Raw genomic sequence first — 23,736 nt, 5'->3', positions numbered from 1 at the left:
GTCAGCGGCCGTCGCGGTCCGCGGCGGGGACGGCCGGTGTCTCCGCCCCGGCCGCCCCGTGGGACTCGCCGGGCGCTACGGGTGCTACGGGTGCTACGGGTGCCTCGGACGCACCAGCCGTGCGTGGCGTACGTGCCGTGTCGGGTGCTTCCGGTGCCTGCGGCCGGCGGCGGCGTACGACGACGAACACGCCCGTGCCGACGGCGAGCGTCGCGCCCACGCCGATCACGCCCGCGGTGCCGCCGGACAGGCGGGCGTCGGTGATGTCCTCCACGCCGTAGTCGGCCAGCGGCGAGTCCGCGAGGCCGTGTTCCTCGGCCTTCTTGTCGATGCCGTGGTCGGCGGCGACCTTCTCCAGCCCGTCGGGGTCGACGGAGGCGTAGAAGCTGACCACGCCCGCGCACACGAGCGCGGCGGCGAGCCCGGCCAGCCACAGGCGCCGTGCGGACCGGCCACGGCCCGCACCGGCGCCCGCACCGGTGGTCGCCCGCGGTTCCGCTTCGGGCTCCGTTTCCCGTTCCGCTTCGGGCTCCGCAGCGGAGTGCGCGGCGGAGTGCGCCCCGCCCGGCACCGCAGCCGTGACGTTCCGGAGCACCAGCGGGGCCGTCAGCCCGCGCGCGCCGTAGACGAGGTCGGGGCGTACGGAGAGGACCGCGCCCACCGTCAGCGCGGTGATCGCCGCCTCGCCGATGCCGATCAGCACGTGCACGCCGACCATGGCGGTGAAGACCTTGCCGAGGGAGACGTCGGTGGTGCCGCCGAGCGCGTACAGCGCGGTGAAGGCCACCGCCGCGGCGGGCACGGACACCAGCGCCGCGGTGAACGCGGCGCCCGTCACCGCCCCGCGGCCGCGCGGCAGCATACGTACGAGCGCGCGGAACAGCCCGTACGCGACGGGGACCGCGACGACGGCCATGTCCGTGATGTTGACGCCGAGGGCGGTCAGCCCGCCGTCCGCGAAGAGCACGCTCTGCATCAGCAGTACGACGGAGACGCACAGCACGCCCGTGTACGGGCCGACGAGGATCGCGGCGAGCGCGCCGCCCAGGAGGTGGCCGCTGGTGCCGCCCGCGACGGGGAAGTTGAGCATCTGGACGGCGAAGATGAACGCGGCGACCAGCCCGGCGAGCGGCGCCGTGCGCTCCTCCCCGAGGCCGCCCGACGCGTACGCCCCGGCCTCACGCCCGCCCTGCCCGCCCTTCCCGGCCGGGACGGGCCCGGCGGGGCCCGCGAGTTCGCGGCGGGCGCCGCGCAGCGAGAGGGCCACGGCACCGGCCGCGACGGCACCGGCGGCGACCGAGACGGGCGCGTTGATGAATCCGTCCGGGACGTGCATGACGGGCTCCGCTTCCTCGGCTGTCAGGTTCCTCGGCTGTCACGCGGAAGGCGCTGGACGTCGGTGCGTGCCGCGGGGCACGCGGCGGAATGGCAGAAGGGTGAACCGTCCCATAGTAGTGGCCAACTGCGAGAGGCTTGCAAGAGAGCCCTGGTCTCAGTAGCACCTGGCCGCCATGTGGAAATTCCTCTGGAATATGCCCGGAGTCAGTAGCAGAATCCGATTTGCCGCTGACATGTGGTACAGCTCACGCCGTCCCGCTCGTGACTGCCGTGCCGCGCCAGGCGTCTGACTGGACAGGGGGGTACGCAGCCGACGGCGGGCGCCCGTCCCCCGCCCTTCGCCGTCACACACCCGGAGGAGCCGACGATGTCCGGAGTCATCCAACAGAACGCGCAGGCCCGTCTCATCGCCCGTGCGAGCGCCGCGCGACCGCTCTCCGCCGTGCTGCGTTACGACGAGGGGGACCCGCTCGCCGTCCGCATCGTGTTCCCGCCCGACGCCTCCCTGGACGGCGCCGAGGTGACCTGGGTCTTCTCCCGGGAGCTCCTCGACGAGGGAACGGACTCGCCGACGGGCGAGGGCGACGTACAGCTGTGGCCGTGCGGCCCCGCGCACACGATGCTCGAGCTGCACACCGCCGAGGGCATGGCGCTGATCGAACTGCGCAGCAGTGACGTGCGGCGCTTCCTGCGGAGCTGCTACGCGGCCGTGCCGCGCGGCCGGGAGCAGGCGGCCGCCGGACTGGACACCGGGCTCAGCGACCTACTGCGGGGCGTCTGACCGCCGACGCGGCCGACGCCGCCAACGTCCGCCCTCCCGCACACACGCACCCGGAACGCACGGAACCGCCCGCGCCTCTCGCGCGGGCGGTTCCGTTTCCCTGCGGCCCTGCGGCCCTGCGGCCGAGTGGTCCTGCCGACCGTGTGGTCCTGCCGGACCTGCCGGTCACGGCCCGTGGCGGCGGCCGTGACTGGTGACCGTGCGGCGCGTCAGACGCCGCTGGTCTCGTGCTGCCGCTGCAGCGGCATGGTCGGCGTGTCCGGGTATCCGCCCGGCCCGTCGAGCTGCTTGCGCAGCTTCTCGCCTTCCACGTCCACGTTCGGCAGCATCCTGTCCAGCCAGCGCGGCAGCCACCACGCCTTGTCGCCGAGCAGTCCGAGGACCGCCGGGACGATGGCCATGCGGACCACGAACGCGTCGAAGAGGATCGCGATCGCGAGCCCGAAGCCCATCATCTTGATCATCGCGTCCGACGCCCCGATGAACCCGGCGAAGACGCTGATCATGATGACGCCTGCCGCGCTGACCACGCGTGCGCCGAGCTTGAAGCCGGAGGTGACGGCCTCGGACGCGGTCTCCCCGTGCACGTACGTCTCGCGCATACGCGTCACGAGGAACACCTCGTAGTCCATCGCCAGGCCGAAGATCACCCCGACCATGAAGATCGGCATCATGCTCATGATCGGCCCGGTCTGCTCCACGCCGATCGCACCGGCCAGCCAGCCCCACTGGAACACCGCGACCACCGCGCCGAGCGCGGCCAGCACGGACAGCAGGAAGCCGAGCGCCGCCTTGAGCGGCACCAGCACCGACCGGAAGACCAGCATCAGCAGCAGGAACGCGAGCCCGACGACCAGCGACAGATACGGCACCAGCGCGTCGTTCATCACCTGCGAGAAGTCGATCGCGACCGCGGTCGAGCCGCTGACGAGCAGCTTGGCCCCGGTGCTCTTCTCGATGGAGCCCGCTTCGCCGCGGATGTTCTTCACGACCGTCTCGGTGTCCGCGTCGCTCGGCCCGGCGTCCGGTATGGCGGTGATGGTGGCGGTGTCGCCGCCCTTGTTGAACGTGGCGGGGCTGACGCTGACGACGCCGTCCACGCCCTTGACGGTCTCTTGGACCTCCTTGGCGGCGGCCTTCGGGTCGTCGCTGCCGCGGGTGTCCATGACCAGCATCAGCGGACCGTTGAAGCCCGGCCCGAAGGCGTCGGACAGCATGTCGTACGCCTTGCGCTGGGTGGTGTCCGTCGGCTGGTTGCCCTCGTCCGGCAGGCCGAGCGACATGCTGGACACCGGCAGCGCGATCACGCCGAGCCCCAGCACGGCGGTCACCAGCACCAGTACGGGACGGCGCAGCACGAACTGCGCCCAGCGGGTGCCCGCGTTGGCCTTGTCGCCCGGTGCGGGCGTGGGCACGCCGGTCTCCGGGTTGGCCTTGCGCACCTTGCGGCCGAAGATGCGCTTGCCGACCATGCCGAGCGCCGCGGGCACCAGGGTGATGGCGACCAGGACGGCGATGACCACCGTGCCGGCTGCCGCCAGACCCATCTTGGTCAGGACCGGGATGTTGACGATCGCCAGCCCGGCCAGCGCGATCACGACCGTCAGCCCGGCGAACACCACGGCCGAACCGGCGGTGCCCACCGCCCGTCCCGCGGCGTCCTCCCGTTCTCTGCCCTCGATCAGCTCAGCCCGGTAGCGGGACGCGATGAAGAGGGCGTAGTCGATGCCGACCGCGAGGCCGATCATCATCGCGAGCGTCGAGGTGGTGGCCGAGAGTCCGAGCGTGGCACCGAGCGCCGCGATGGACGAGATGCCGATCATGACGCCGATCAGCGCGGTGATCAGCGGCAGCCCGGCGGCGACCAGCGAGCCGAAGGTGATGATCAGCACGATCGCGGCGACGCCGATGCCGAAGATCTCGGCGCTGCCCATCTCGGGCTCGACCATCAGCGCGTCGCCACCCGTCTCGACGGCGAGCCCGGTGTCACGCGCCTGCTGGGCGGTGTCCTCGATGCCGTCGCGGGTCGAGTCCTCGAGCTCGTTGGTGGGGACCTTGTAGGTCACCGAGACGTACGCGATGTCGCCCTTTTCGCTGATGGCACCGCTGCCGGGGGCGAACGGGTCGGCGACGGCCGCGGTCTGCTCGGTCTTCAGGCCGTCCGCGGCCTTCTTGACGGCGGCCTTGTTGTCGGTGGCGGTGATCTTCTCGCCGTTCGGCGCCTTGAAGACCATCCTGGCGGTCGCGCCCTCGGCGGCCGCGTCGGGGAAGCGCTCCTCCATCACGTCGAAGGCCTTCTGGGCCTCCGTGCCGGGCAGCGCGAAGTCGTCCTCGGGTGGTGCGGATGCGGTGGAGGCGCCCACTCCCGCGGCCACGAGCAGCGCCACCCACAGAAGGGCGACGATGCGGCGGCGCCGGAAGGCGAGTCTGCCTAGTTTGTACAGAAGGGTGGCCACGAGGCTGGTTCTCCGGTCTCGGGTCGCAGGGGCAATGACAGTCCACGCCAAAAGACGCCGACTCTTACGACAGGGATGAGCCTTGGCCCGAGATGAGAGCCAAGTCACAACTTGCCACTCGGCAATCGCCCCGAAGAATGGGAGAGGTGACCGAAAACGGCGCTTATCTCCGGTTTCCACACCTGCACGGCGATCTGATCTGCTTCAGCGCCGAGGACGATCTGTGGGTGGCGCCACTCGCCCCCGCCGGACGCCCGGACCGTACGAACCGTACGGAGCCGGACCGCGCGTGGCGGCTCACCGTCGACCGTACCCGCATCGGACACCCCCGCTTCTCACCGGACGGCCGCCACATCGCGTTCACCAACTGGCGCAGCCTCGATCCCGAGGTCCATCTCGCGCCCGTGGCCGGCGGACCGGCCCGGCGGCTCACCTACTGGGGCTCGACCGACACCCGCGTCTGCGGCTGGGCGCCGCCGGACCGCGAGGGGCGTACGGACATCCTCGCCGTCGCCTCACACGGCCAGCCGTTCTCGCACTTCACCTGGTCCTACCGCGTGCCCACCGACGGCGGCCCCGGCAGCCAGCTCCCCTGGGGCCCGGTCGCGCACCTCGCGATGACCGAACGCGGCGGCGGGCAGGACGGCGGACACGCCGGCGAGCGCCGTACGCTGCTGCTAGCGGGCACGCCGCCGCACGAACCGGCCTCCTGGAAGCGGTACCGCGGCGGCGCCACCGGCCGGCTGTGGCTCGGCGGCGAACGGCTGCTGCCGGAGCTGAACGGCCACCTGGACTGCCCCATGTTCGTCGGCGAGCGGATCGCGTTCCTCTCCGACCACGAGGGCGTCGGCAACCTCTACTCGTGTCTGCCGGACGGCACCGGCCTGCGCCGCCACACCGACCACGACGACTTCTACGCCCGCCACGCCGCAACCGACGGCAAGCGCGTCGTCTACCAGTGCGCGGGCGAGATCTGGCTCGCCGACGACTTCTCCCCCGGAGGCACCCCGCGCCGCCTCCGCGTACGGCTGGGCGGGCCGCGCGCCGGCCGCCGTACGTACCAGGTGCCCGCCGCCGCCAACGTCGACTCGCTCGCCGCCGACCACACCGGGCGGGCCAGCGCCGTGTGCGTACGCGGCAGCCTGTACTGGCTGACGCACCGCGACGGGCCCGCCCGTACGATCGCCGACACCCACGGCGTACGGGTGCGGCAGCCCGTGATGCTCGGCGACAGCGGGCAGATCGCGTACGTCACGGACGCGGACGGCGAGGACGGCATCGAGATCGCGGACCTGCCCCGCGCGACCCGCCCCAGCACGCCGCGCCGGGTCGGCACGGGCCGGCTGGGCCGGGTGCGGGAGATGAGCGCCGCGCCGGACGGCGAGTCGGTCGCGGTGGCCTCGCACGACGGGCGGCTGCTGCTGGTGGACGTACGCGTCCCGGAACCATCCGAAGGGGACGACGACGGCGGCACGGGCGGCAGCGTCACCGAGGTGATCCGGTCCGTGAACGGCCCCGTCCACGACCTCGCGTACTCCCCGGACTCCCGCTGGCTGGCCTGGGCGCACCCGGGCATCGGGCGCTCGCTCAGCCAGATCAAGATCGTGAAGCTGGACGGCAGCCGTACGGTCATCGACGTGACGGACGGCCGGTTCGAGGACGAGCAGCCGGTGTTCACGCACGACGGGCGCTATCTGGCGTTTCTCTCCTGGCGCGGCTTCGACCCCGTGTACGACGTGCACACCGGCGACCTTTCGTTCCCGCTGGGCTGCCGCCCGTACCTGGTGCCGCTGTCCTCCGCGACGCACTCCCCATTCGCCCTGTCCCCCGACGGGCGGCCCGCGGCCGGCGGCCTCGACCCGCAGGACTGCGCGGCCGAGAGCGGCACCGTACTGGTCGAGGCGGAGGGGCTGGCGAGCCGCGTGACGCCGTTCCCGGTGGCCGCGTCCAAGTACGCGGCGCTGCGCCCGGTGGCCGGGGGCGGCCTCATCTGGCTGCGCTACCCCATCTCCGGCGCGCTCGGCGAGACCTTCGTCAACCCGGCCGACACCTCCGGCCGCCCCACGCTGGAGCACTTCGACCTGGTGAAGGCGCGGCGCACCGAACTCAGCGGCTACGTCGACTGGTTCTCGCTCAGCGGCGACGGCACCCGGCTGGTCGTCAGCGACAGCGGCGACCTGCGCGTCATCCCCTCCAACGAGCTCGCCGACGCCGACTCCACCACTCCCCTCGACCTGCGCCGCATCCTGCACGAGGTGGATCCGGCGGCGGAGTGGCGGCAGGCGTTCGACGAGGCGGGGCGGCTCATCCGGGCGTACTTCTGGGAGCCGCACATGTGCGGCATCGACTGGGACGCCGTACTGGACCAGTACCGGCCGCTGGTCGAACGGATCGCGTCCCCCGACGAGTTCGCCGACCTGCTCCGCGAGGTCCTCGGCGAACTGGGCACCTCCCACGCGTACGTCACCGCCGCCCGCCGCAACGAGGGCCCGCCGCACTACCAGCGGCCCATCGGGCTGCTCGGCGCCAACTTCTCCCGTACGGAGGCGGGCGAGTGGCAGATCGCCCGCATCCTGCCCGGCAACTCCTCGGACTCCAGGGCCCGTTCGCCACTGGCCGGCTCCGGCATCCGGGAGGGCGCCACCCTGACGCACGTGGACGGGCGGCCGGTCGACCCGGTCGCCGGGCCGGCGCCGCTGCTGTCCGCGGCGGGCGGCACGACCGTGGAGCTGACGTTCTCGCGCTCCGACCCGGAGCGCCCGCCGCGCCGCGTCGCCGTCGTCCCGCTGGTGAACGAGCGGCCGCTGCGCTACCAGGACTGGGTGGCCCGGCGGCGCGAGGTCGTACGCGAACTCAGCGGCGGCAAGTGCGGCTACCTGCACATCCCCGACATGGGCGGCTCGGGCTGGGCCCAGTTCAACCGGGACCTGCGGATGGAGGTGTCGCGGCCCGCGCTGATCGTGGACGTACGCGGCAACGCCGGCGGCCACATCAGCGAACTTGTCATCGAGAAGCTGACGAGGGTCATCCTCGGCTGGGACCTCACCCGCGACGCACAGCCCGTGAGCTACGCCGGCAACGCCCCGCGCGGCCCGGTCGTCGCGCTCGCCGACGAGGCGACGTCCTCCGACGGCGACATGATCACCGCCGCGTTCCGGCTGCTCGGGCTGGGGCCCGTCGTGGGCAGCCGTACGTGGGGCGGCGTGGTGGGCATGACCGGGCGGCACCGGCTGATGGACGGCACGGTGATCACGGTGCCGATGAACGCGGCGTGGTTCGACGCGTACGGCTGGTCCGTCGAGAACCACGGCGTGGCACCGGACATCGAGGTGCTGCGCACTCCGCTGGACTGGGCGGAGGGGCATCACACGGTGCTGCGCGCCGCCGTACGGACCGCGTTGGACCGGCTGGAACAGCACCCGGCGTCCGTACCACCGGACTACAGCGGCGTACCCGACCTGCGGCGGCCTCCGCTGCCGCCTGTCCTTTATACACATCTGACTCTGCCGACGAAGGCTCACGTGGAGAACGCGGCGGTGGCGGTCTTACTCAAGCAAAAGCACGATTGGTTTGGCAGTGTAAGTACGGGCTGCGGGGCTGGGTCCGAGGTGGGGTCTGGGGCTGGGTCTACGTCCGCGTCTCACAGTTCCTCCCGGTGGGGTTCGGGCTGTGCTTCGGTCCGGCCTCCGCATTGTGTGCGGCCGGGCCCCGGAGCGGTAGCCCAGGACGCGCCACCCCACGGGACATCGCGGACCGCCGTACGAACCCGGCCCGCCGACCCCCGCACGCGGCTACGCCCGGCGCGTGATCATGCGCCGGGCGTAGGGCCGGTTGCGGTACTGCCAGTACGGCCGTCAGTCCGGGAAGTCCGCCGCCTCGACGAAGTCGGGGCGCGGGTCGAGCGCGGCGGCCAGCCGGAAATGGCGGCGCGCCTCGTCGCCCCGGTCGGCGCGCTGCAGCGTACGGGCGAGTGCGAAGTGGGCGAACGCGTTGTCCGGCTCCCGCTCCAGCACCGTCTGGAATTCGCTCTCGGCAGACCGCAGTTGGGCGCTCAGGAAGTAGGCGCGGGCGCGGAGCAGCCGGGCGGCGGTGTTCTCGGGGTGGGCGGCGACGACCGGCTCCAGCAGTTTGACAGCACCGCGCGGATCACGGGCAGCGAGCAGCTGCTCGGCCGCGCGGAATCCGATGACGTGGGTCGAGGCCGTGGACTCGGACACAGAGATCCTCCTCACCTGGTGCGTACGGGGCCGACAACGCCCCACGCGGCCCGCGTATTCCGGCCCGCGTCAGCGGGCCGCGCGTCCCGGGACGCGAACGGGAACGGCGGACCGCACGACGTGGAATACATGCCCGCGACGGCCCTCTCCCACTACTCACCAGCCCGTCCGGCGCTTGAGGACGACCCTCGACCACCGACAACCTGCGCCCGGCCAGATGTCGCAGCGGACCCAAGCCAAATCCAGCCCGTCCGGCGCTTGAAGACGGCCCCCGGCCACCGACAACGTGCCCGCCACCACAGGCTCACGGCCCACCATCCAGCCCGTGGGCCCACAACCGCCCCGTTGACGCTCAGCAAGCGGACACACACCCACCCGGCGACGGCCCCGGTCCGTCCTCAAACGCCGAACGGGCTTAGAGGGCTGGGGCGCACGCGCTCAGCCCCCGGCACCCCGCAGCTCGTGCCAGATCTTGCGGACCTGCGGTTCCAGCCCCTCCAGCGGGCCGTCGTTGTCGATCACCACGTCGGCCACCGCCAGCCGTTCCTCCCGCGTCGCCTGCGCCGCCATCCGGGCGCGGGCTTCCGCTTCCGTCATGCCGCGCAGCCGTACCAGCCGGTCGAGTTGGGTCTCCGGCGACGCGTCCACGACGATCACCCGGTCGTACAGCGGCGCGAGGCCGTTCTCGGTGAGCAGCGGCACATCGTGGACGACCACCGCGTCCGGCCCGGCCGCCGCCTCCACTTCCGCGGAGCGGGCGGCCACCAGCGGGTGCACGATGGCGTTCAGGGCGGCCAGCCGCCCCGTGTCGCCGAAGACGAGTTTGCCGAGCTTCGGCCGGTCCAGGCCGCCGTCGGGGCCGAGGACGTCCTCACCGAACTCCTCGACGACCGCCCGCAGCCCCTCCGTACCCGGCGCCACGACCTCCCGCGCGATGCGGTCCGCGTCCACGATCACCGCGCCGTACGAGGCGAACAGCCGCGACACCTCGCTCTTGCCCGCGCCGATGCCGCCCGTCAGTCCCACCTTCACCATGCGCGCCACGCTATACGGTGCGCGGTGCCAGCTCCGCCACGAGGTCGCCCGCCGTGACCCGCTCCAGCGCGGCCGCGTCGGACGGGCCGGGGAACAGCCGGTACGCCGTCCCCGTCACGTCGCCGGGCAGCCCGGGGAGGTCGGCCTGTACGAGGGCGCAGAAGGCGCGCGTGCCCGGTTCGAGCGCGGGCGCGGTGCCGCGCGCGACTCCGTCCGGTGCCCAGCCCTCGCGCAGCCGTGCGGCGAAGGCGGGCAGGGACTCGTCCCGGCGGCGCCGGTACGTGTGCAGGTCGGTCGCCCGCGACGCGTGCGGCTCCGCTCCCCCGGGCGCGGCCGACGCCCGTACGAGGACCGGCGCGCCCGCGCGCGTACGGGCCGCCGCGTGCCAGCACGCAAGGTCCCACAGCGTGGTGCGGGTGCCGGTGCGGTACGCGTCGGTCATGTCGCGGCCGAGGGCGGCGAGCCGGTTCCGGTACCGCCAGACGTTGTGCCCGACGCCCTCGCTGCCCAGCGTGACGTCGGTCCACAGCGCCTGCCGTGCCGACAGGTCGACCGTCATCGGCACGCTGATCTTCGTGTCGCCGGTGAGGTCGAAGCGCTGCCGGACCGTACGCGGGTCGTACTGCGGGGGCGGCCCGGCGGCCGCGGCGCGGCGCGCACGGCGACGCGTACGCCGGGCACCACGCGCCCCCTGCTCGGCCGCACCGGTCGCGCCCGCCCCGCCGTCTTCGGCGTCGAGGCGCATGAAGCCCGCGAAGGCGTCCGGCAGTTCCTCGAAGGGCACGTCGTTGTACGAGAAGACGACGGTGACCAGGTGCCGTACGCCCGCCTTCGCCAGCCGCGCCGGGTCGAGGTCCACGTACTCGGTGGCGCCGTGCGGCGCGGGCGCCGACGTGAGGTCGCCGGAGTGGACGGCGGCGCCGCCCGCGTACTCGAGGCGTGTGTAGTCGCAGAGGCCCAGGAAACGCCAGGTCTCGTCGTACATCGCGACGGACAGGTCGAGGTCCACGCGCACGCCGCGCGGCTGCGTCCAGTGCAGGAACAGCCGTACGCGGCCGTCCGCGCCCGGCATCGGCAGCGCGCTGCCGCGCGGGATGGCGACGAGGGACGCGGCGGCGCCGCGTTCGGCGGCGGGCACGGGGAGGTCGGCGAGGCCGGTGTCCAGGACGGCGGCGTCGTACGGGGCGGGTGCGGGCGAGGGCGCGGGCGCAGGCGCGAGCGCCGGGGCCTCTCCCGTACGCACCCCCGCCGCGAGCCGGTCCAGGATCTCGCCCTCGAGCAGCGCGCACACGCTCGCCACCACGTCGGGGGCCAGCCCAGGGCGCTGGTCGGGCACCGCGAAGGCGCGGGTCAGGCTGCCGCGCGGGAAGAACACGCGGCGCGGGCCGGTGTCGTACGCGCCGTCGCCCCCGTACGCGCCGTACGCGCCGTACGCCCCGTACACGTAACGGCTCGCGGGCAGCGGCGCCGTGGCGTACGCCGCCGGCTTGCCGCCCCCGCCCTGCGGCAGCGCGCGGGCGCGCAGCGCGCCGAGTGCGCCCAGGAGCGGCCCGGGCGCTGTCTTCGGCAGCGCGTGCGCGAGCGCGTCGGTCACGGCGTCCGGCAGCGGGCCGCCCGTCGCGGCGGCGCGGCTGAGCAACTGGCCGAGGCGGCGCAGCAGTTCGCCGGGCCGGGCGGCGAGCAGCGCGGCGGCGGTGGCCACGTCGTACGACGCCAGCGCGTCTTCCACGCGCGCCGCCCAGGTGGTCAGCCGCAGTCTGCGGCCGGTGAGGCGTATGTGGTCCGGGTGCCGTCCGGCCTCGGCGATCAGCAGCTCGGCCAGAGGCGTGCCCGTGGTGACGTCCGTGCCGCGCAGTGCGGCGAAGGCCAGCGCGGCGCGCGGGTGCCGGGCCGCGTACTCGAAGGGGTGCAGCCGCTCGGCCACCCGCTTCCACAGCACCGGGTGCCGGGCCAGGTCCTCGGCGAGCGACGCGAAGGGCAGGCCGTCGAGCAGTTGGAGCAGCACGCGGCGCAGCGGGCGCGGCAGGCCGGTGATGCGATGCGGCGGCGTCAGCAGGTCGGGGTCGCCGCCGGAACGGACGCACAGCAGGCGCAGCACGTCGGTCGCGGTGTCGACGCGGGCGCGCAGGATCTCCGCGTACGTCCCGGGGTCCGGGGTGCCGCCGAGCAGTACGTCCAGGGCCAGCGCCTTGCTCTCGCGCAGCGGGATGCGCGCGGGCAGCCAGCCCGGCGCCGTGCCCGGGTCGCCCGGCGCGTGCGGGGTGTTGGCGGCCCCGGCGGCCCCGGCGGCCCCGGCGGCCTCGGCGGCCTCGGCGGCCCCGGCGAGCAGCACGTACAGGTCGTCGTGGTCCTGCGGGTTCAGCGGGGTGCGGCGGGCGAGGAGCGCGGCCAACTCGGCGTGGACGGCGGCGGCGCGCGACGGCGCGAGGTGGAGCAAGCGCAGCACGCCGTCGGCGCCCGGAGTCGCGCCCCGGCCCGGCTTCCGGTCCGGCTCCCGGTCCCGATCGGGCTCCGGCACCCTGCCGCGGTCCCGGTCCCGGTCCCGGTCCTCCCAGGGCGAGGTCGGCTCCCCCGTCGGGTAACGCTCCAGGCAGACAGGGCAGTCGAACCAGTCGCAGCACTCCTCGCAGCACGACCACCCGGCGACCGCCCAGCAGTGGCGGCACACGAGGTGGCCGCAGCCCCGCAGTTGGCCGGCGCCGCCCGGCACCGCCCCGCAGACCATGCAGGGCTGGTCGGGCTGCGCGGCGAGGAAGGCGCGGATACGGGTGGTGTAGAGGCTGTGGGCGTCCCCGTACGGGACGGACTCCGGGAAGTCCCGGAACAGCGGCAGGTGCGTACGGTCCGCGCCGAGCAGCGCGTCGACGCCGGCCAGCAGCCGCTTGCCCTGCTCGGCGAGGGCGTCGTGGGGCAGCGCGGCGAGGGCCTGGCGCAGCGGGGCGGTCAACAGGTGGCCGCGGTCGGCGAGTTCGGCGTCGAGTGCGGTCAGGCCCTCGGCGGTACGGCGCGCCGGCACGGGCGCGTCCCCGCGCACATCCCCCCGCATGTCCCCCCGCGCGTACACGGCCGTGTCCGCGTTTCCGGTCGCGCCCCCGCCCTCGTACGTATGCCCTCCCGCGTGCTCGTCCGCACGCTCCGGCCGCACCCACACCGCGTGGCGGCGGCGCAGCAGCACCTGGTCCACGTCGTCGGCGTCCATACCGGCGTCCCCCGTCCCCCTCGTCCCCGTGACGCATGCCGCCCCCGTGGCAGGACATGCGGAACGCGGGGGCGGAGAGTAGGTGCGCTACTGGTTTCTTTTCAGAGAGGAAGGAGAAGGAAGCACAGCCCGGAGCCGCCCCCGCGCACGACAACCATCCCCTGCGGACGGCCGGTCCCGCACCCGCTTTTCCCCGGAAGATGCGGGCGGCCCCGCCCGTCAGCCGTCGTCGCCGGGCCCGGTGCCCTGCCCGTTGCCCGGCCCGGTTCCCGGCTCCGGCCCGAGGCCGGGGTCCCCGCCGCCCAGGTCGGCGAGGAAGCGCTCGAAGACCTCGCCCAGTTCGTCCGCGGACGGCAGGTCGACGGCCTCCGCGACCAGGTTCCCGCGCGTCTCGGCCCCCGCCACCGCGTCGTACTGCTGCTCCAGCCCCCGTACGACGGAGACGAGTTCGTCGTCGCCTTCCGCGAGCTGCCGTTCGATCTCGTTCTGTGTTTTGAGTGCCGCGCTGCGCAGCCGCAGCGCGATGTCCGGGAGGACCAGCCCGGTGGCGGAGGTGATCGATTCGAGGACGACGAGGGCCGCGTCCGGGTACGTCGAGCGCGCGATGTAGTGCGGCACGTGGGCGGCGACGCCGACGACGTCGTGCCCGTACTCGCTCAGTCGCAGCTCCGCCAGCGCCGCCGCGCTGCCCGGCACCTGCGCTTCGTCGAACGGCGAACGGTAGCCCGGCACCAGGTCGGTGCGGCTGCCGTGCGGCGTGAGGCCGACGGGCCGCGTGTGCGGCACGCCCATCGGGATGCCGTGGAACGTCACCGCCAGCCGCACGCCGGTGCGTTCGACGATCTCGCGGATCGCCTCGGTGAACCGCTCCCACTCCACGTCCGGTTCCGGCCCGGACAGCAGCAGGAACGGCGCGCCGGTCGCGTCCCGTACGAGGCGCAGCTCGAGCTGCGGTGTCTCGTACGCGACCCAGCGGTGCCGCTTGAACGTCATCGCGGGGCGGCGGGCGCGGTAGTCGATGAGCCGGTCCACGTCGAACCGGGCCACGGTCAGATGCGGCTGCGTGTCCAGCACCTGCTCCACGATCTGGGCGCCTGTGTCACCGGCGTCGATGAAGCCCTCGAAGTGGTAGAGGAGCACCAGGCCGCCGCTGTCGGCGCCGCCGATGATCTCGTCGACGGCCCGCAGCCCCGCGGGCTCCCACTCGTACAAACCCTTCGGTTCCAGCACGTTCAGCTCCTTCGCTACGTAGGCGCCAACACGCCGGTGACGGTCCGCATTCCCGCACGACCGGCGCGTCAAGGTCCAGACCAAATGCGTCAGAGTCCTTGACGGCGGTGTGCGGCGACCGTAACTTCCCCACCACTCAGAGGTGTTCATGTCAACGGCCGTCATTCATGTCACTGAACCGGCCACTCTTCGAGGAGCCCCCCATGCTCATCCGCAGACGTACCGCCCTGTCCACGGTCGCCCTGGCCGGTATCGGAGCCGTGATCGCCGTCGGCACGGTCGCGGTCGGCGCTCCCTCCGGCACGGGGCACGGCCCGGAGAACGGCCCGTGGAGCGGTCCGGGGAACGGCACGGGCCCGGCCGAGGTCATCGAGGTCTCCGACGCCGCCGGACTCAAGGACGCGCTCGGCTCGGCCCAGGCCGGCGACACCATCCAGCTCGCGGACGGCACGTACGAGGGCAACTTCGAGACGACCGCGTCCGGCAGCGGCTCCGCCCCCATCACCCTGACCGGTTCCGCCGACGCCGTCCTCACCGCGGGCGGCGGCTACGGCCTGCACCTGGACGGCGCGTCGCACTGGAAACTCGAGGGCTTCACGGTCACCGGCGGCCAGAAGGGGATCATGATGGACGCCGCGAACGGCGTCCACATCGACTCCGTCACCGTGCACGGCCTGGACATGGAGGGCGTGCACTTCCGCGAGTCCAGCTCCGACGGTTCGATCACGAACTCCACGATCTACGACACAGGGAACGACGGCCGCGGCATGGGCGAGGGCGTCTACGTCGGCAGCGCGGGCGGCACCGACGACAAGAGCGACCGCATCCTCATCGAGGGCAACACTCTCGGCCCGGACATCCGCGGCGAGAACATCGACATCAAGGAAGGCACCACCGGCGCCCGTATCGTCGGCAACACCTTCGACGGGAACGGCCTCACCGGGGCCAATTACGACGACTCCTGGGTCGACATCAAGGGCAACGACGTGCTGGTCGAGAACAACACCGGCAAGAACACCACCAACGACGGCTACCAGACCCACGACGCCCAGGACGGCTGGGGCTGCGACACGGTGTTCCGCGGCAACAAGTCCGATCTCAACGGCGCTTCGGGGCCAGACCGGTTCGCCATCAACGTCACCAACTACGACGAGCAGGACTGCCCGGTCACGGTGACCGGCGACAACACCGTCACGGGCGGCAAGGGCCTCACCAACCCCGGTGTTCCGGTGGGCGACTGAGGGATTGAGGGCCTGAGTGCCTGAGGGCCTGAGGGACGGCGGCAGACCGGCCGGACAGCCGCACCGCGTACACACGCGAGTGAGGCCCACCCCGCGCGGGGTGGGCCTCACTCGTGTGCTGCTTTGCTGCTGTGCTGCCTTCAGCCGGTCCTCAGCGGATCAGCTCTGGCCTCCGGCCAGCTTCTCGCGGAGCGCCGCCAGCGCTTCGTCCGAGGCCAGCGCGCCGGAGTCGTCGGACGACTCCGAGGAGTACGACCCGCCGCCCTGGCCGCCGCCACTCGGCTGACCGCCGCCGCCACCGCCCTGCTGGGCGGGGGCACCGGAGGCGGCACCCTCGGCCGCGGCCTGCTCGTCGGCCTCGCGGGACTTGACGACCTGCGCCTGGTGCTGCTCGAAGCGGACCTGCGCCTCGGCGTACTGGTGCTCCCACTCCTCGCGCTGCTTCTCGTAACCCTCGAGCCAGTCGTTGGCCTCCGGGTCGAAGCCCTCGGGGTAGATGTAGTTCCCCTGGTCGTCGTACGAGGCGGCCATGCCGTACAGCGTCGGGTCGAACTCGACGATCGACGGGTCGGCGCCGAAGGCCTCGTTGGCCTGCTTCAGCGAGAGGCTGATGCGGCGGCGCTCCAGGTCGATGTCGATGACCTTGACGAAGATCTCGTCGTTGACCTGGACGACCTGCTCCGGGATCTCCACGTGGCGCTCGGCCAGCTCGGAGATGTGCACCAGGCCCTCGATGCCCTCGTCCACCCGGACGAACGCGCCGAACGGCACCAGCTTGGTGACCTTGCCGGGAACGACCTGGCCGATCTGGTGCGTACGGGCGAACTGCTGCCACGGGTCTTCCTGGGTCGCCTTCAGCGACAGGGAGACGCGCTCGCGGTCCATGTCGACGTCCAGGACCTCGACCGTGACCTCCTGGCCGACCTCGACGACCTCGGAGGGGTGGTCGATGTGCTTCCAGGACAGCTCCGAGACGTGCACGAGACCGTCGACACCGCCGAGGTCCACGAACGCGCCGAAGTTGACGATGGAGGAGACGACACCGGAGCGCACCTGGCCCTTCTGCAGGGTGGTGAGGAAGGTCTGGCGGACCTCGCTCTGGGTCTGCTCGAGCCAGGCACGGCGGGACAGGACCACGTTGTTGCGGTTCTTGTCCAGCTCGATGATCTTGGCTTCGAGCTCCTTGCCCACGTAGGGCTGGAGGTCGCGGACGCGGCGCATCTCGACGAGCGAGGCCGGCAGGAAGCCACGGAGGCCGATGTCGAGGATGAGACCACCCTTGACGACCTCGATGACGGTGCCGGTGACGATCCCGTCCTCTTCCTTGATCTTCTCGATCGTGCCCCAGGCCCGCTCGTACTGGGCACGCTTCTTCGAGAGGATCAGGCGCCCCTCCTTGTCCTCCTTCTGGAGAACAAGGGCCTCGATCTCGTCACCGACGGCGACGACCTCGTTGGGGTCGACGTCGTGCTTGATCGACAGCTCGCGCGAGGGGATGACGCCCTCGGTCTTGTAACCGATGTCGAGCAGGACCTCGTCCCGGTCGACCTTCACGATGACGCCGTCGACGATGTCGCCGTCGTTGAAGTACTTGATCGTCTCGTCGATCGCGGCGAGGAAGGCTTCCTCGGAACCGATGTCGTTTACCGCAACCTGCGGGGTGGTCACGGTGGTCTCGGTGCTGCTCGTCATGTGGAAAAGGGCTCCGGTACGGACATTGAGTCGTAGGTACTGCTACGCCGTGAACCCGTATCGCATCACATGCAGCCAGCCGGATCCTTTCAGACAGAATCCTGGGGGACATACAACGATGCGAGCGCGACCTGCTATGTCTGAGGAGCGCAGGCCCGCAGCGCAACTTGTAGCATACGGGGGCAGCCGGGCACGGTCAATGCGCGAACGAGCACACCCGGGGCGTAACCACCCATTCCCGGCACAATTCGCTGGAGGGCACTCCGCGCGGCGCAACGGCCCCGCCCCTACCAGCTTTTTCCGCACATTACGACGACGGGCGCGATGAGCCAAGACCACGAGCCGGAGGCCACGCGCCGTGAGTCCGGCGAGACGGAGAGCAGCAGCGCGAACCGGGCCTGGTGGGACCGGAACGCCGACGACTACCAGCGGGAACACGGCGACTTCCTCGGCGACCACCGCTTCGTGTGGGGCCCGGAGGGCCTCGACGAGGCCGACGCGGGGCTGCTGGGCCCGGTGGCGGAGCTGCGCGAACGGCGCGTGCTGGAGATCGGCGCGGGCGCGGCGCAGTGCTCGCGCTGGCTCGCGGAGCAGGGCGCGCGGCCGGTCGCGCTCGACCTCTCGCACCGGCAGCTCCAGCACGCGCGGCGCATCGGGGACCAGGCGGGCACCGTCGGCACGGGCAGCGGCGGCGGGGCGGGCGCGGTGGCGCTGGTCGAAGGGGACGCGGGGGCGCTGCCGTTCGCGGCCGGGTCGTTCGACCTGGCCTGCTCGGCGTACGGCGCGCTGCCGTTCGTCGCCGACCCCGTACGGGTGCTGCGTGAGGTCCGCCGGGTGCTGCGGCCGCACGGCCGGCTGGTCTTCTCGGTCACCCACCCGGTGCGCTGGGCGTTCCCCGACGAGCCCGGCCCGGAAGGGCTGACGCTGACCGCCTCGTACTTCGACCGCACACCGTATGTGGAACAGGACGAGTCGGGCCGCGCCGTCTATGTCGAGCACCACCGGACCATGGGCGACCGGGTACGGGATGTGGTGACCGCCGGTTTCCGGCTGATGGACCTGGTGGAACCGGAATGGCCCGCCTGGAACCGGCAGGAGTGGGGCGGCTGGTCACCGCTGCGGGGTGCCCTGATCCCGGGCACGGCGATCTTCGTCTGCGAACGGGACTGAGAACCGGCCGTACGGGCTGAGCGCGCGGCCGTACGGGCTGAGCGCGCGAACGCGCCCGCGGTGCGCGCGGGCGCGTCGTACCGCCGTGGTGCGCTGCCCCGGATCCCATGAGGGCAGGGCACCACGGCGGTGGCGCGGGCGGCCGGGCGTCAGCCCTTGGTGACGTTCAGCTGGACCATCAGGTGTGCGGAGCCGTCGCCGGTGGCGATGCGGAGGTGGTACGTCCCCTCCTTGGCGCCCGCGAAGATCTCCGGGAGCCTCAGCACGCCCTTGTCGTTCGTCTTCAGGCCCTTCAGGGCGCGTACGGGCTTCCCGTCGGCGTCCTTGAAGAAGGGGCCGTTCTCCACGGGCGTGCCCGTCTCCGTGACCATCGTGGCGGTCATCGGGGTGTCGGCCGACACCTGGCCCTTGTAGCTGGCCTTCACCTCGACCGCGTCGGCGAACGCGCCGCCGGCCACCGCGGTGAGCACCTTGTCGTCGGTGCGGGCCACCGTGTCGGCCTGCGGCTTCGCCTTGACCGTGGCGGTGAACTCGGCGTTGAGGCTGCGGCCGACGACCGTGGCGCGGACCTTGAACTCGCCCGTCTTGCCGCCCGCGCGCAGCGTCGGCGCGGTGGCGACACCGTCGCCGTCGGTGCGGACCGTGGCCTTCTTCGCGCCGCCGGAGAACGTCGCCTCGGTGGCGCCGACGATGGCGTACTCCACCCGTACGTCGTCCACGGGCTTGCCGCCCGAGGCCGTCGCACGGACCTTGAAGGGCTTGGCGAACCGGGTGCCCTCGATGGCCGTCTGCTGCCGGTCGCCCACGTGCTTCAGCGCGTTGGGCACCGCCGGGGACGGCTCGTCCGGGTCCTCGCCGCCGGGGTCCTCACCGCCCGGGTCGCCACCCGGGTCCTCCCCGCCGGGGTTGTCGCCGCCCGGGTCCTCGCCGCCGGGGTCCTTGGGCTTGTCGCCGCCGCCGTCGCCGCCCGGCTTGTCGCCGCCGGGCTTCTTCGACGGCGTGCCCGGGTTCTTCGACGGCTCGCCGCCGGGGCGGCTGTTGCCGCCGGGGCCGTCCGTGTCGGGCAGCGGGCCGTCACCGTCGGGCACTTCGTGCACGCCCTTGCGGTAGAACTCCAGCCACGACAGGACGGTGCGCAGATAGTCCTGCGAGTGGTTGTAGCTGAGGATGGCGCGGTCCAGGTCGGCCTTCACCGACAGGTTCCGTTCGCCCGCGCAGAGGTACTCGCCCGCGGCCAGCGCCGCGTCGAAGATGTTGTTGGGGTCGCGGCGTCCGTCGCCGTTCCCGTCCGCGCCCCAGCGGGCCCAGGTGGACGGGATGAACTGCATGGGGCCGACCGCGCGGTCGAAGGTCGCGTCGCCGTCGTAGACCCCGCTGTCGGTGTCGGTGATGCGGGCGAAGCCGGCGCCGTTCAGCACCGGGCCCAGGATCGGCTTGAGCGTCGTGCCCGCCTTGTCGACGGCGCCGCCGCGCGCCTGCCCGGACTCCACCTTGCCGATGGCGGCGAGGAGTTCCCAGGGCAGGCTGCAGCCGGCGTCGGAACCGGCGAGGGACTTCTCCGCCTTCTTGTACGCCGCCAGCACCGTCGCCGGCACTCCGGACGCGTCCCCCTCGGCGCGTTCCGGATCGCCGTCGGGCGCCGGTGACTCCAGCGGCGGCAGCTCGGTGTGATACGAGTCGTCGCCGGGGCCGTTGCTGTCGGGCGCCTCGGACTGCCGGTCGTCGTCGTCACCGCCCGGCTGCACCACGTCCAGGCCCGGGGCCTGGGACGCCGTGAGCGCGGCCATGGCCGCTGCCGCCACGGCGGCGGTGCTCACACTTCTGCGGAGTCTGGCACCGCTGAACTCGCTGAATTTCGCCGCCGCGTGCCTGCCGCGATATCGCGCCATCGATCAGACCGCCCTCTCCCCTGCGGACCTGCTGACTCCAACATCTGGTGACCCTACGACAACTGCGGGCCCTAAGTCAGCGTCCCTTTGCGTCTCATGGCGGCTGGTGCCGAGTCGTGACGGGGGGCGGGAGCCGCGTACGCCGCTCGTTCACCGCGCCGTACGGTCCCGGTCCCGTACGCGGTTCCCCACGGCCCCGCCCGGTCCCGTACGGGTCCGCCCCCCGTACGGCCCCCGCTCCGCGTGCCGTTCAGTGCGCCGCGGACTCCCAGTCCTCGCCGGAGCCCACCGACACGTCCAGCGGTGCCCGCAGCTCCACCGCGCCCGCCATCTCGCGCCGCACCAGCTCCTCGACCTGCGCCCGTTCGCCCGGGGCGACTTCGAGGACGATCTCGTCGTGCACCTGGAGCAGCATCCGCGACGCCAGCTGCTCGCTGCGGAGCGCCTTGGCGACGCGGAGCATCGCGACCTTGACGATGTCGGCGGCGGTGCCCTGGATCGGGGCGTTCAGCGCCATCCGTTCGGCCATCTCGCGGCGCTGCCGGTTGTCGCTGGTGAGGTCCGGCAGATAGCGGCGGCGGCCCATGATGGTCTCCGTGTACCCGATGGCCCGCGCCTCCTCGACGGCCCGGTGCAGATAGTCGCGGACGCCGCCGAACCGCTCGAAGTAGTTGTCCATCAGCCTGCGTGCCTCGTCCGGCGTGATGCTCAGCTGCTGGGAGAGCCCGAACGCCGAGAGCCCGTACGCCAGTCCGTACGACATCGCCTTGATCTTGCGGCGCATCTCCGGGTCGACCTGCGTCGTGGGCACCCCGAACACCTGCGAGGCGACGGTGTCGTGCAGGTCCTCGCCCGAGGTGAGCGCCTCGAGCAGGCCCTCGTCGTCGGACAGGTGCGCCATCACGCGCAGCTCGATCTGGCTGTAGTCGGCGGTCAGCAGCGACTCGTACCCCTCGCCGACCCGGAAGCCGCGGCGGATGGCGCGGCCCTCGTCGGTGCGGACGGGGATGTTCTGCAGATTCGGGTCGGTCGAGGACAGCCGGCCGGTGGCGGCCACCGTCTGGTTGAACGTGGTGTGGATACGGCCGTCGGGCGCGATCGTCTTGATGAGGCCCTCGACGGTGGTGCGCAGCTTCTGCTGCTCGCGGTACCGCAACATCAGCACCGGCAGCTCGTGGTCGGTCTGCGCCGCGAGCCAGGCGAGGGCGTCCGCGTCCGTGGTGTAACCCGTCTTGGTCTTCTTCGTCTTGGGCAAGCCCAGCTCGCCGAAGAGGACTTCCTGCAGCTGCTTGGGCGAGCCGAGGTTGAACTCGTGGCCCACCGCGGCGTGCGCCTCCGTGACCGCCTGCTGCACGGCGTCCGCGAACTGCTGCTCCAGGCCGGTCAGCCACTCGCGGTCGGCCGTGATGCCCGCCCGCTCCATCTCGGCGAGCATCGCCGACGTCGGCAGCTCCAGGTCGCGCAGCAGCTCCGCCGCGCCGACCTCCGCCAGCCTGCCCTCGAACGCCTCCCCGAGGTCGAGGATGGCGCGGGCCTTGCCCATCAGGGCGTCGGCCTCGGCCTGTTCGTCCTCCTCCACCCCGAGGGCCAGCTGCCCGCCGCCCTCGGCGGGCGCGGGCGCCAGCTCGCGGCCGAGATACTCCACCGACAGCGTGTCCAGCGCGAACGAGCGGCGGCCCGGCTTCACCAGATACGCCGCGAGCGCGGTGTCCATCCGGACGCCGTCCACCTGCCAGCCGTGCTCGGCGAAGACCCGCATGACGGCCTTCGCGTCGTGCAGCACCTTCGGCCGGGAAGCGTCCGCGATCCACGACGCGAACGCCTTCTCGTCGGCCTCGTCCAGCTGCGCCGGGTCGAACCAGGCCGCGGGGCCGCCGACGGCGGCCAGCGCGATCTCGCTGACGCTGCCGCTGCCCAGCTGCCACACGTCGGCCGTGGCCAGGCCGAGCGGGCCGGCCGAGCCGTGCTCCTCCAGCCAGCCGGGCAGCTCGCCCGCGCCGAGCACCTCGCCGTCCACGGCGATGCCGGCGGCCGGGGCGGCCGGCTCCTCCTCGGCGGCACCGGGGTCCACGGCGAACAGCCGCTCGCGGAAGTTCTGGTGGCGGAACTCCAGGGCGTCCAGCACGACGGCCAGCGCGTCCCGGTCGTACGGGGCGCGCTCCAGGTCGGCGGGGCGCTCGGACAGCTCGACGTCCCGCACCATCTCGGTCAGCCGGCGGTTGAGCTGCACGGACGGCAGGTGCTCGCGGAGCTTCTCGCCCGCCTTGCCCTTCACCTCGTCGACGCGCTCCACGAGGGAGGCGAACGAGCCGAACTGGTTGATCCACTTCGCCGCGGTCTTCTCGCCGACGCCGGGGATGCCCGGCAGGTTGTCGGAGGGGTCGCCGCGCAGGGCGGCGAAGTCCGGATACTGCTCGGGCGACAGGCCGTACTTCTCCTGCACCTTCTCCGGCGTGAAGCGGGTCAGCTCCGAGACACCCTTCGTCGGATACAGCACCGTGACCTGGTCGCTGACCAGCTGGAAGCAGTCCCGGTCGCCGGTGACGATGGAGACCTTGAAGCCCTCCGCCTCCGCCTGCGTGGCCAGCGTGGCGATGACGTCGTCCGCCTCGAACCCGTCCACGGCGAAGCGCTTGACGCGCATCGCGTCGAGCAGCTCCCCGATGAGCTCCACCTGTCCCTTGAACTCGTCGGGAGTCTTGGAGCGGTTCGCCTTGTACTCCGCGAACTCCTCCGACCGCCAGGTCTTGCGCGACACGTCGAACGCCACCGCGAAGTGCGTGGGCGCCTCGTCACGCAGGGTGTTCGCGAGCATCGACGCGAAGCCGTAGATCGCGTTCGTCGGCTGGCCGGTGGTGGTGGAGAAGTTCTCCGCGGGCAGCGCAAAGAACGCGCGGTACGCGAGGGAGTGCCCGTCCATGAGGAGCAGGCGCGGAACGGTGTCTTGCGATGCTGTCTTTGCCACGTCCCGAATACTCCCACGGACCACTGACAATCGACTCCGGCACGGGTGCGGGCGGGCTCGAGCCCCACGCCGTACGACGGCCTGTCGCGCATTCCGCCGGACCCTCGCGATCGTGGTCACGCGCCGCGGCGGCGGAAGGATTTCCGCTGCGCGGAATCCACGGCGGGCTGACGCCCGCCGGATGCGCCGCCCAGGCGCACTCCATGCGGCCCGCGGCGTCGCGTCGGCGTCGGCGTCGGCGTCGGCGTCGGCGGGAATCCATCCCGCCGACGCGGCGCGCAACCACCGCGCCGAGAGTCCGGCGGAATCCGTGGGCGGTGTTGGGGCGGGCGGGCGCGGGGCTAGCATCGGATACAAATGTCAAAGACTGTCCCTAGGTATCATGAACAAAGAAATCAAACCAACAAGTAGTATCGGTAATGCAGATTGTTATTCCATGCTAAGATATAAAGGACAATAATCTGATGTAAACAGTCAAATTTCAGAAAAATAACAGGCTCGAAAAGTAACAGTTTTTTTTTTT

12 protein-coding genes and 1 pseudogene are annotated in these 23,736 nt (G+C 72.2%); 4 read left to right on the top strand and 9 right to left on the bottom strand.

Going from position 1 to position 23,736, the window contains the following annotated elements:
• Position 1 precedes the first annotated feature (1 nt).
• On the bottom strand, positions 2-1,336 hold the full coding sequence (locus DVA86_RS31445) for an energy-coupling factor ABC transporter permease (RefSeq protein ID WP_208883403.1): 1,335 nt from the start codon (positions 1,334-1,336) through the stop codon (positions 2-4).
• Positions 1,337-1,705: 369 nt separating this feature from the next.
• Between DVA86_RS31445 and DVA86_RS31440 the strand changes: the two genes are divergently transcribed.
• Positions 1,706-2,119 carry an SsgA family sporulation/cell division regulator gene (locus DVA86_RS31440; RefSeq protein WP_208883401.1) on the top strand — a complete coding sequence of 138 codons (414 nt, stop codon included), beginning with the start codon at positions 1,706-1,708 and terminating at the stop codon, positions 2,117-2,119.
• 209 nt (positions 2,120-2,328) lie between these two features.
• On the opposite strand, the gene DVA86_RS31435 is transcribed toward DVA86_RS31440, so the two are convergent.
• A complete protein-coding gene (locus DVA86_RS31435; protein ID WP_208883399.1) occupies positions 2,329-4,575 on the bottom strand; it encodes an MMPL family transporter in 2,247 nt (748 codons plus the stop codon).
• A gap of 137 nt (positions 4,576-4,712) precedes the next feature.
• On the opposite strand from DVA86_RS31435, the pseudogene DVA86_RS31430 reads away from it, so the two are divergent.
• Positions 4,713-8,057, top strand: a pseudogene (locus DVA86_RS31430) (S41 family peptidase); the annotation flags it as partial.
• Between the two features lie 372 nt (positions 8,058-8,429).
• Here DVA86_RS31430 and DVA86_RS31425 read toward each other — a convergent pair.
• The 4 genes from DVA86_RS31425 to DVA86_RS31410 form a co-directional block, all read right to left on the bottom strand.
• Complete coding sequence (locus DVA86_RS31425; RefSeq protein WP_425471010.1) at positions 8,430-8,807, bottom strand: tetratricopeptide repeat protein; 378 nt, start codon at positions 8,805-8,807, stop codon at positions 8,430-8,432.
• A 423-nt stretch (positions 8,808-9,230) separates the two neighbouring features.
• A complete protein-coding gene (gene coaE, locus DVA86_RS31420; RefSeq protein WP_208885410.1) occupies positions 9,231-9,827 on the bottom strand; it encodes a dephospho-CoA kinase in 597 nt (198 codons plus the stop codon).
• A 10-nt stretch (positions 9,828-9,837) separates the two neighbouring features.
• Positions 9,838-13,026, bottom strand: coding sequence for a hypothetical protein (locus tag DVA86_RS31415; RefSeq protein WP_245997403.1), 3,189 nt, complete (start codon positions 13,024-13,026; stop codon positions 9,838-9,840).
• Positions 13,027-13,245: 219 nt separating this feature from the next.
• Entirely contained in the window at positions 13,246-14,256 is a 1,011-nt protein-coding gene (locus DVA86_RS31410; RefSeq protein WP_245997402.1) for a proteasome assembly chaperone family protein, read from the bottom strand.
• A 203-nt stretch (positions 14,257-14,459) separates the two neighbouring features.
• Between DVA86_RS31410 and DVA86_RS31405 the strand changes: the two genes are divergently transcribed.
• Entirely contained in the window at positions 14,460-15,497 is a 1,038-nt protein-coding gene (locus tag DVA86_RS31405) for a right-handed parallel beta-helix repeat-containing protein (protein WP_208883397.1), read from the top strand.
• 159 nt (positions 15,498-15,656) lie between these two features.
• Here the strand turns inward: DVA86_RS31405 and rpsA are convergent, their stop codons facing one another.
• The gene (gene rpsA, locus DVA86_RS31400) at positions 15,657-17,189 is read right to left on the bottom strand and encodes a 30S ribosomal protein S1 (protein ID WP_208883395.1); all 1,533 of its coding nucleotides are present in this window, start codon (positions 17,187-17,189) and stop codon (positions 15,657-15,659) included.
• A 324-nt stretch (positions 17,190-17,513) separates the two neighbouring features.
• Here rpsA and DVA86_RS31395 point away from each other — a divergent pair, with 324 nt between their 5' ends.
• Positions 17,514-18,359 (top strand): class I SAM-dependent methyltransferase, encoded by an 846-nt coding sequence (locus DVA86_RS31395; protein WP_208883394.1) that lies wholly within the window; start codon positions 17,514-17,516, stop codon positions 18,357-18,359.
• Between the two features lie 149 nt (positions 18,360-18,508).
• Here DVA86_RS31395 and DVA86_RS31390 read toward each other — a convergent pair whose 3' ends face one another.
• Positions 18,509-20,176: a lytic transglycosylase domain-containing protein gene (locus DVA86_RS31390; protein WP_425470947.1), complete on the bottom strand. Its 1,668-nt coding sequence runs from the start codon at positions 20,174-20,176 to the stop codon at positions 18,509-18,511.
• A 322-nt stretch (positions 20,177-20,498) separates the two neighbouring features.
• A complete protein-coding gene (gene polA / locus DVA86_RS31385; protein ID WP_208883391.1) occupies positions 20,499-23,213 on the bottom strand; it encodes a DNA polymerase I in 2,715 nt (904 codons plus the stop codon).
• Positions 23,214-23,736: the final 523 nt, after the last annotated feature.

The sequence above is a fragment of the Streptomyces armeniacus genome (genome assembly GCF_003355155.1).
Lineage (GTDB): Bacteria > Actinomycetota > Actinomycetes > Streptomycetales > Streptomycetaceae > Streptomyces > Streptomyces armeniacus.
Note: the sequence above shows the minus strand (reverse complement) of the source record. Positions and strands in the feature narration are given on the sequence as shown.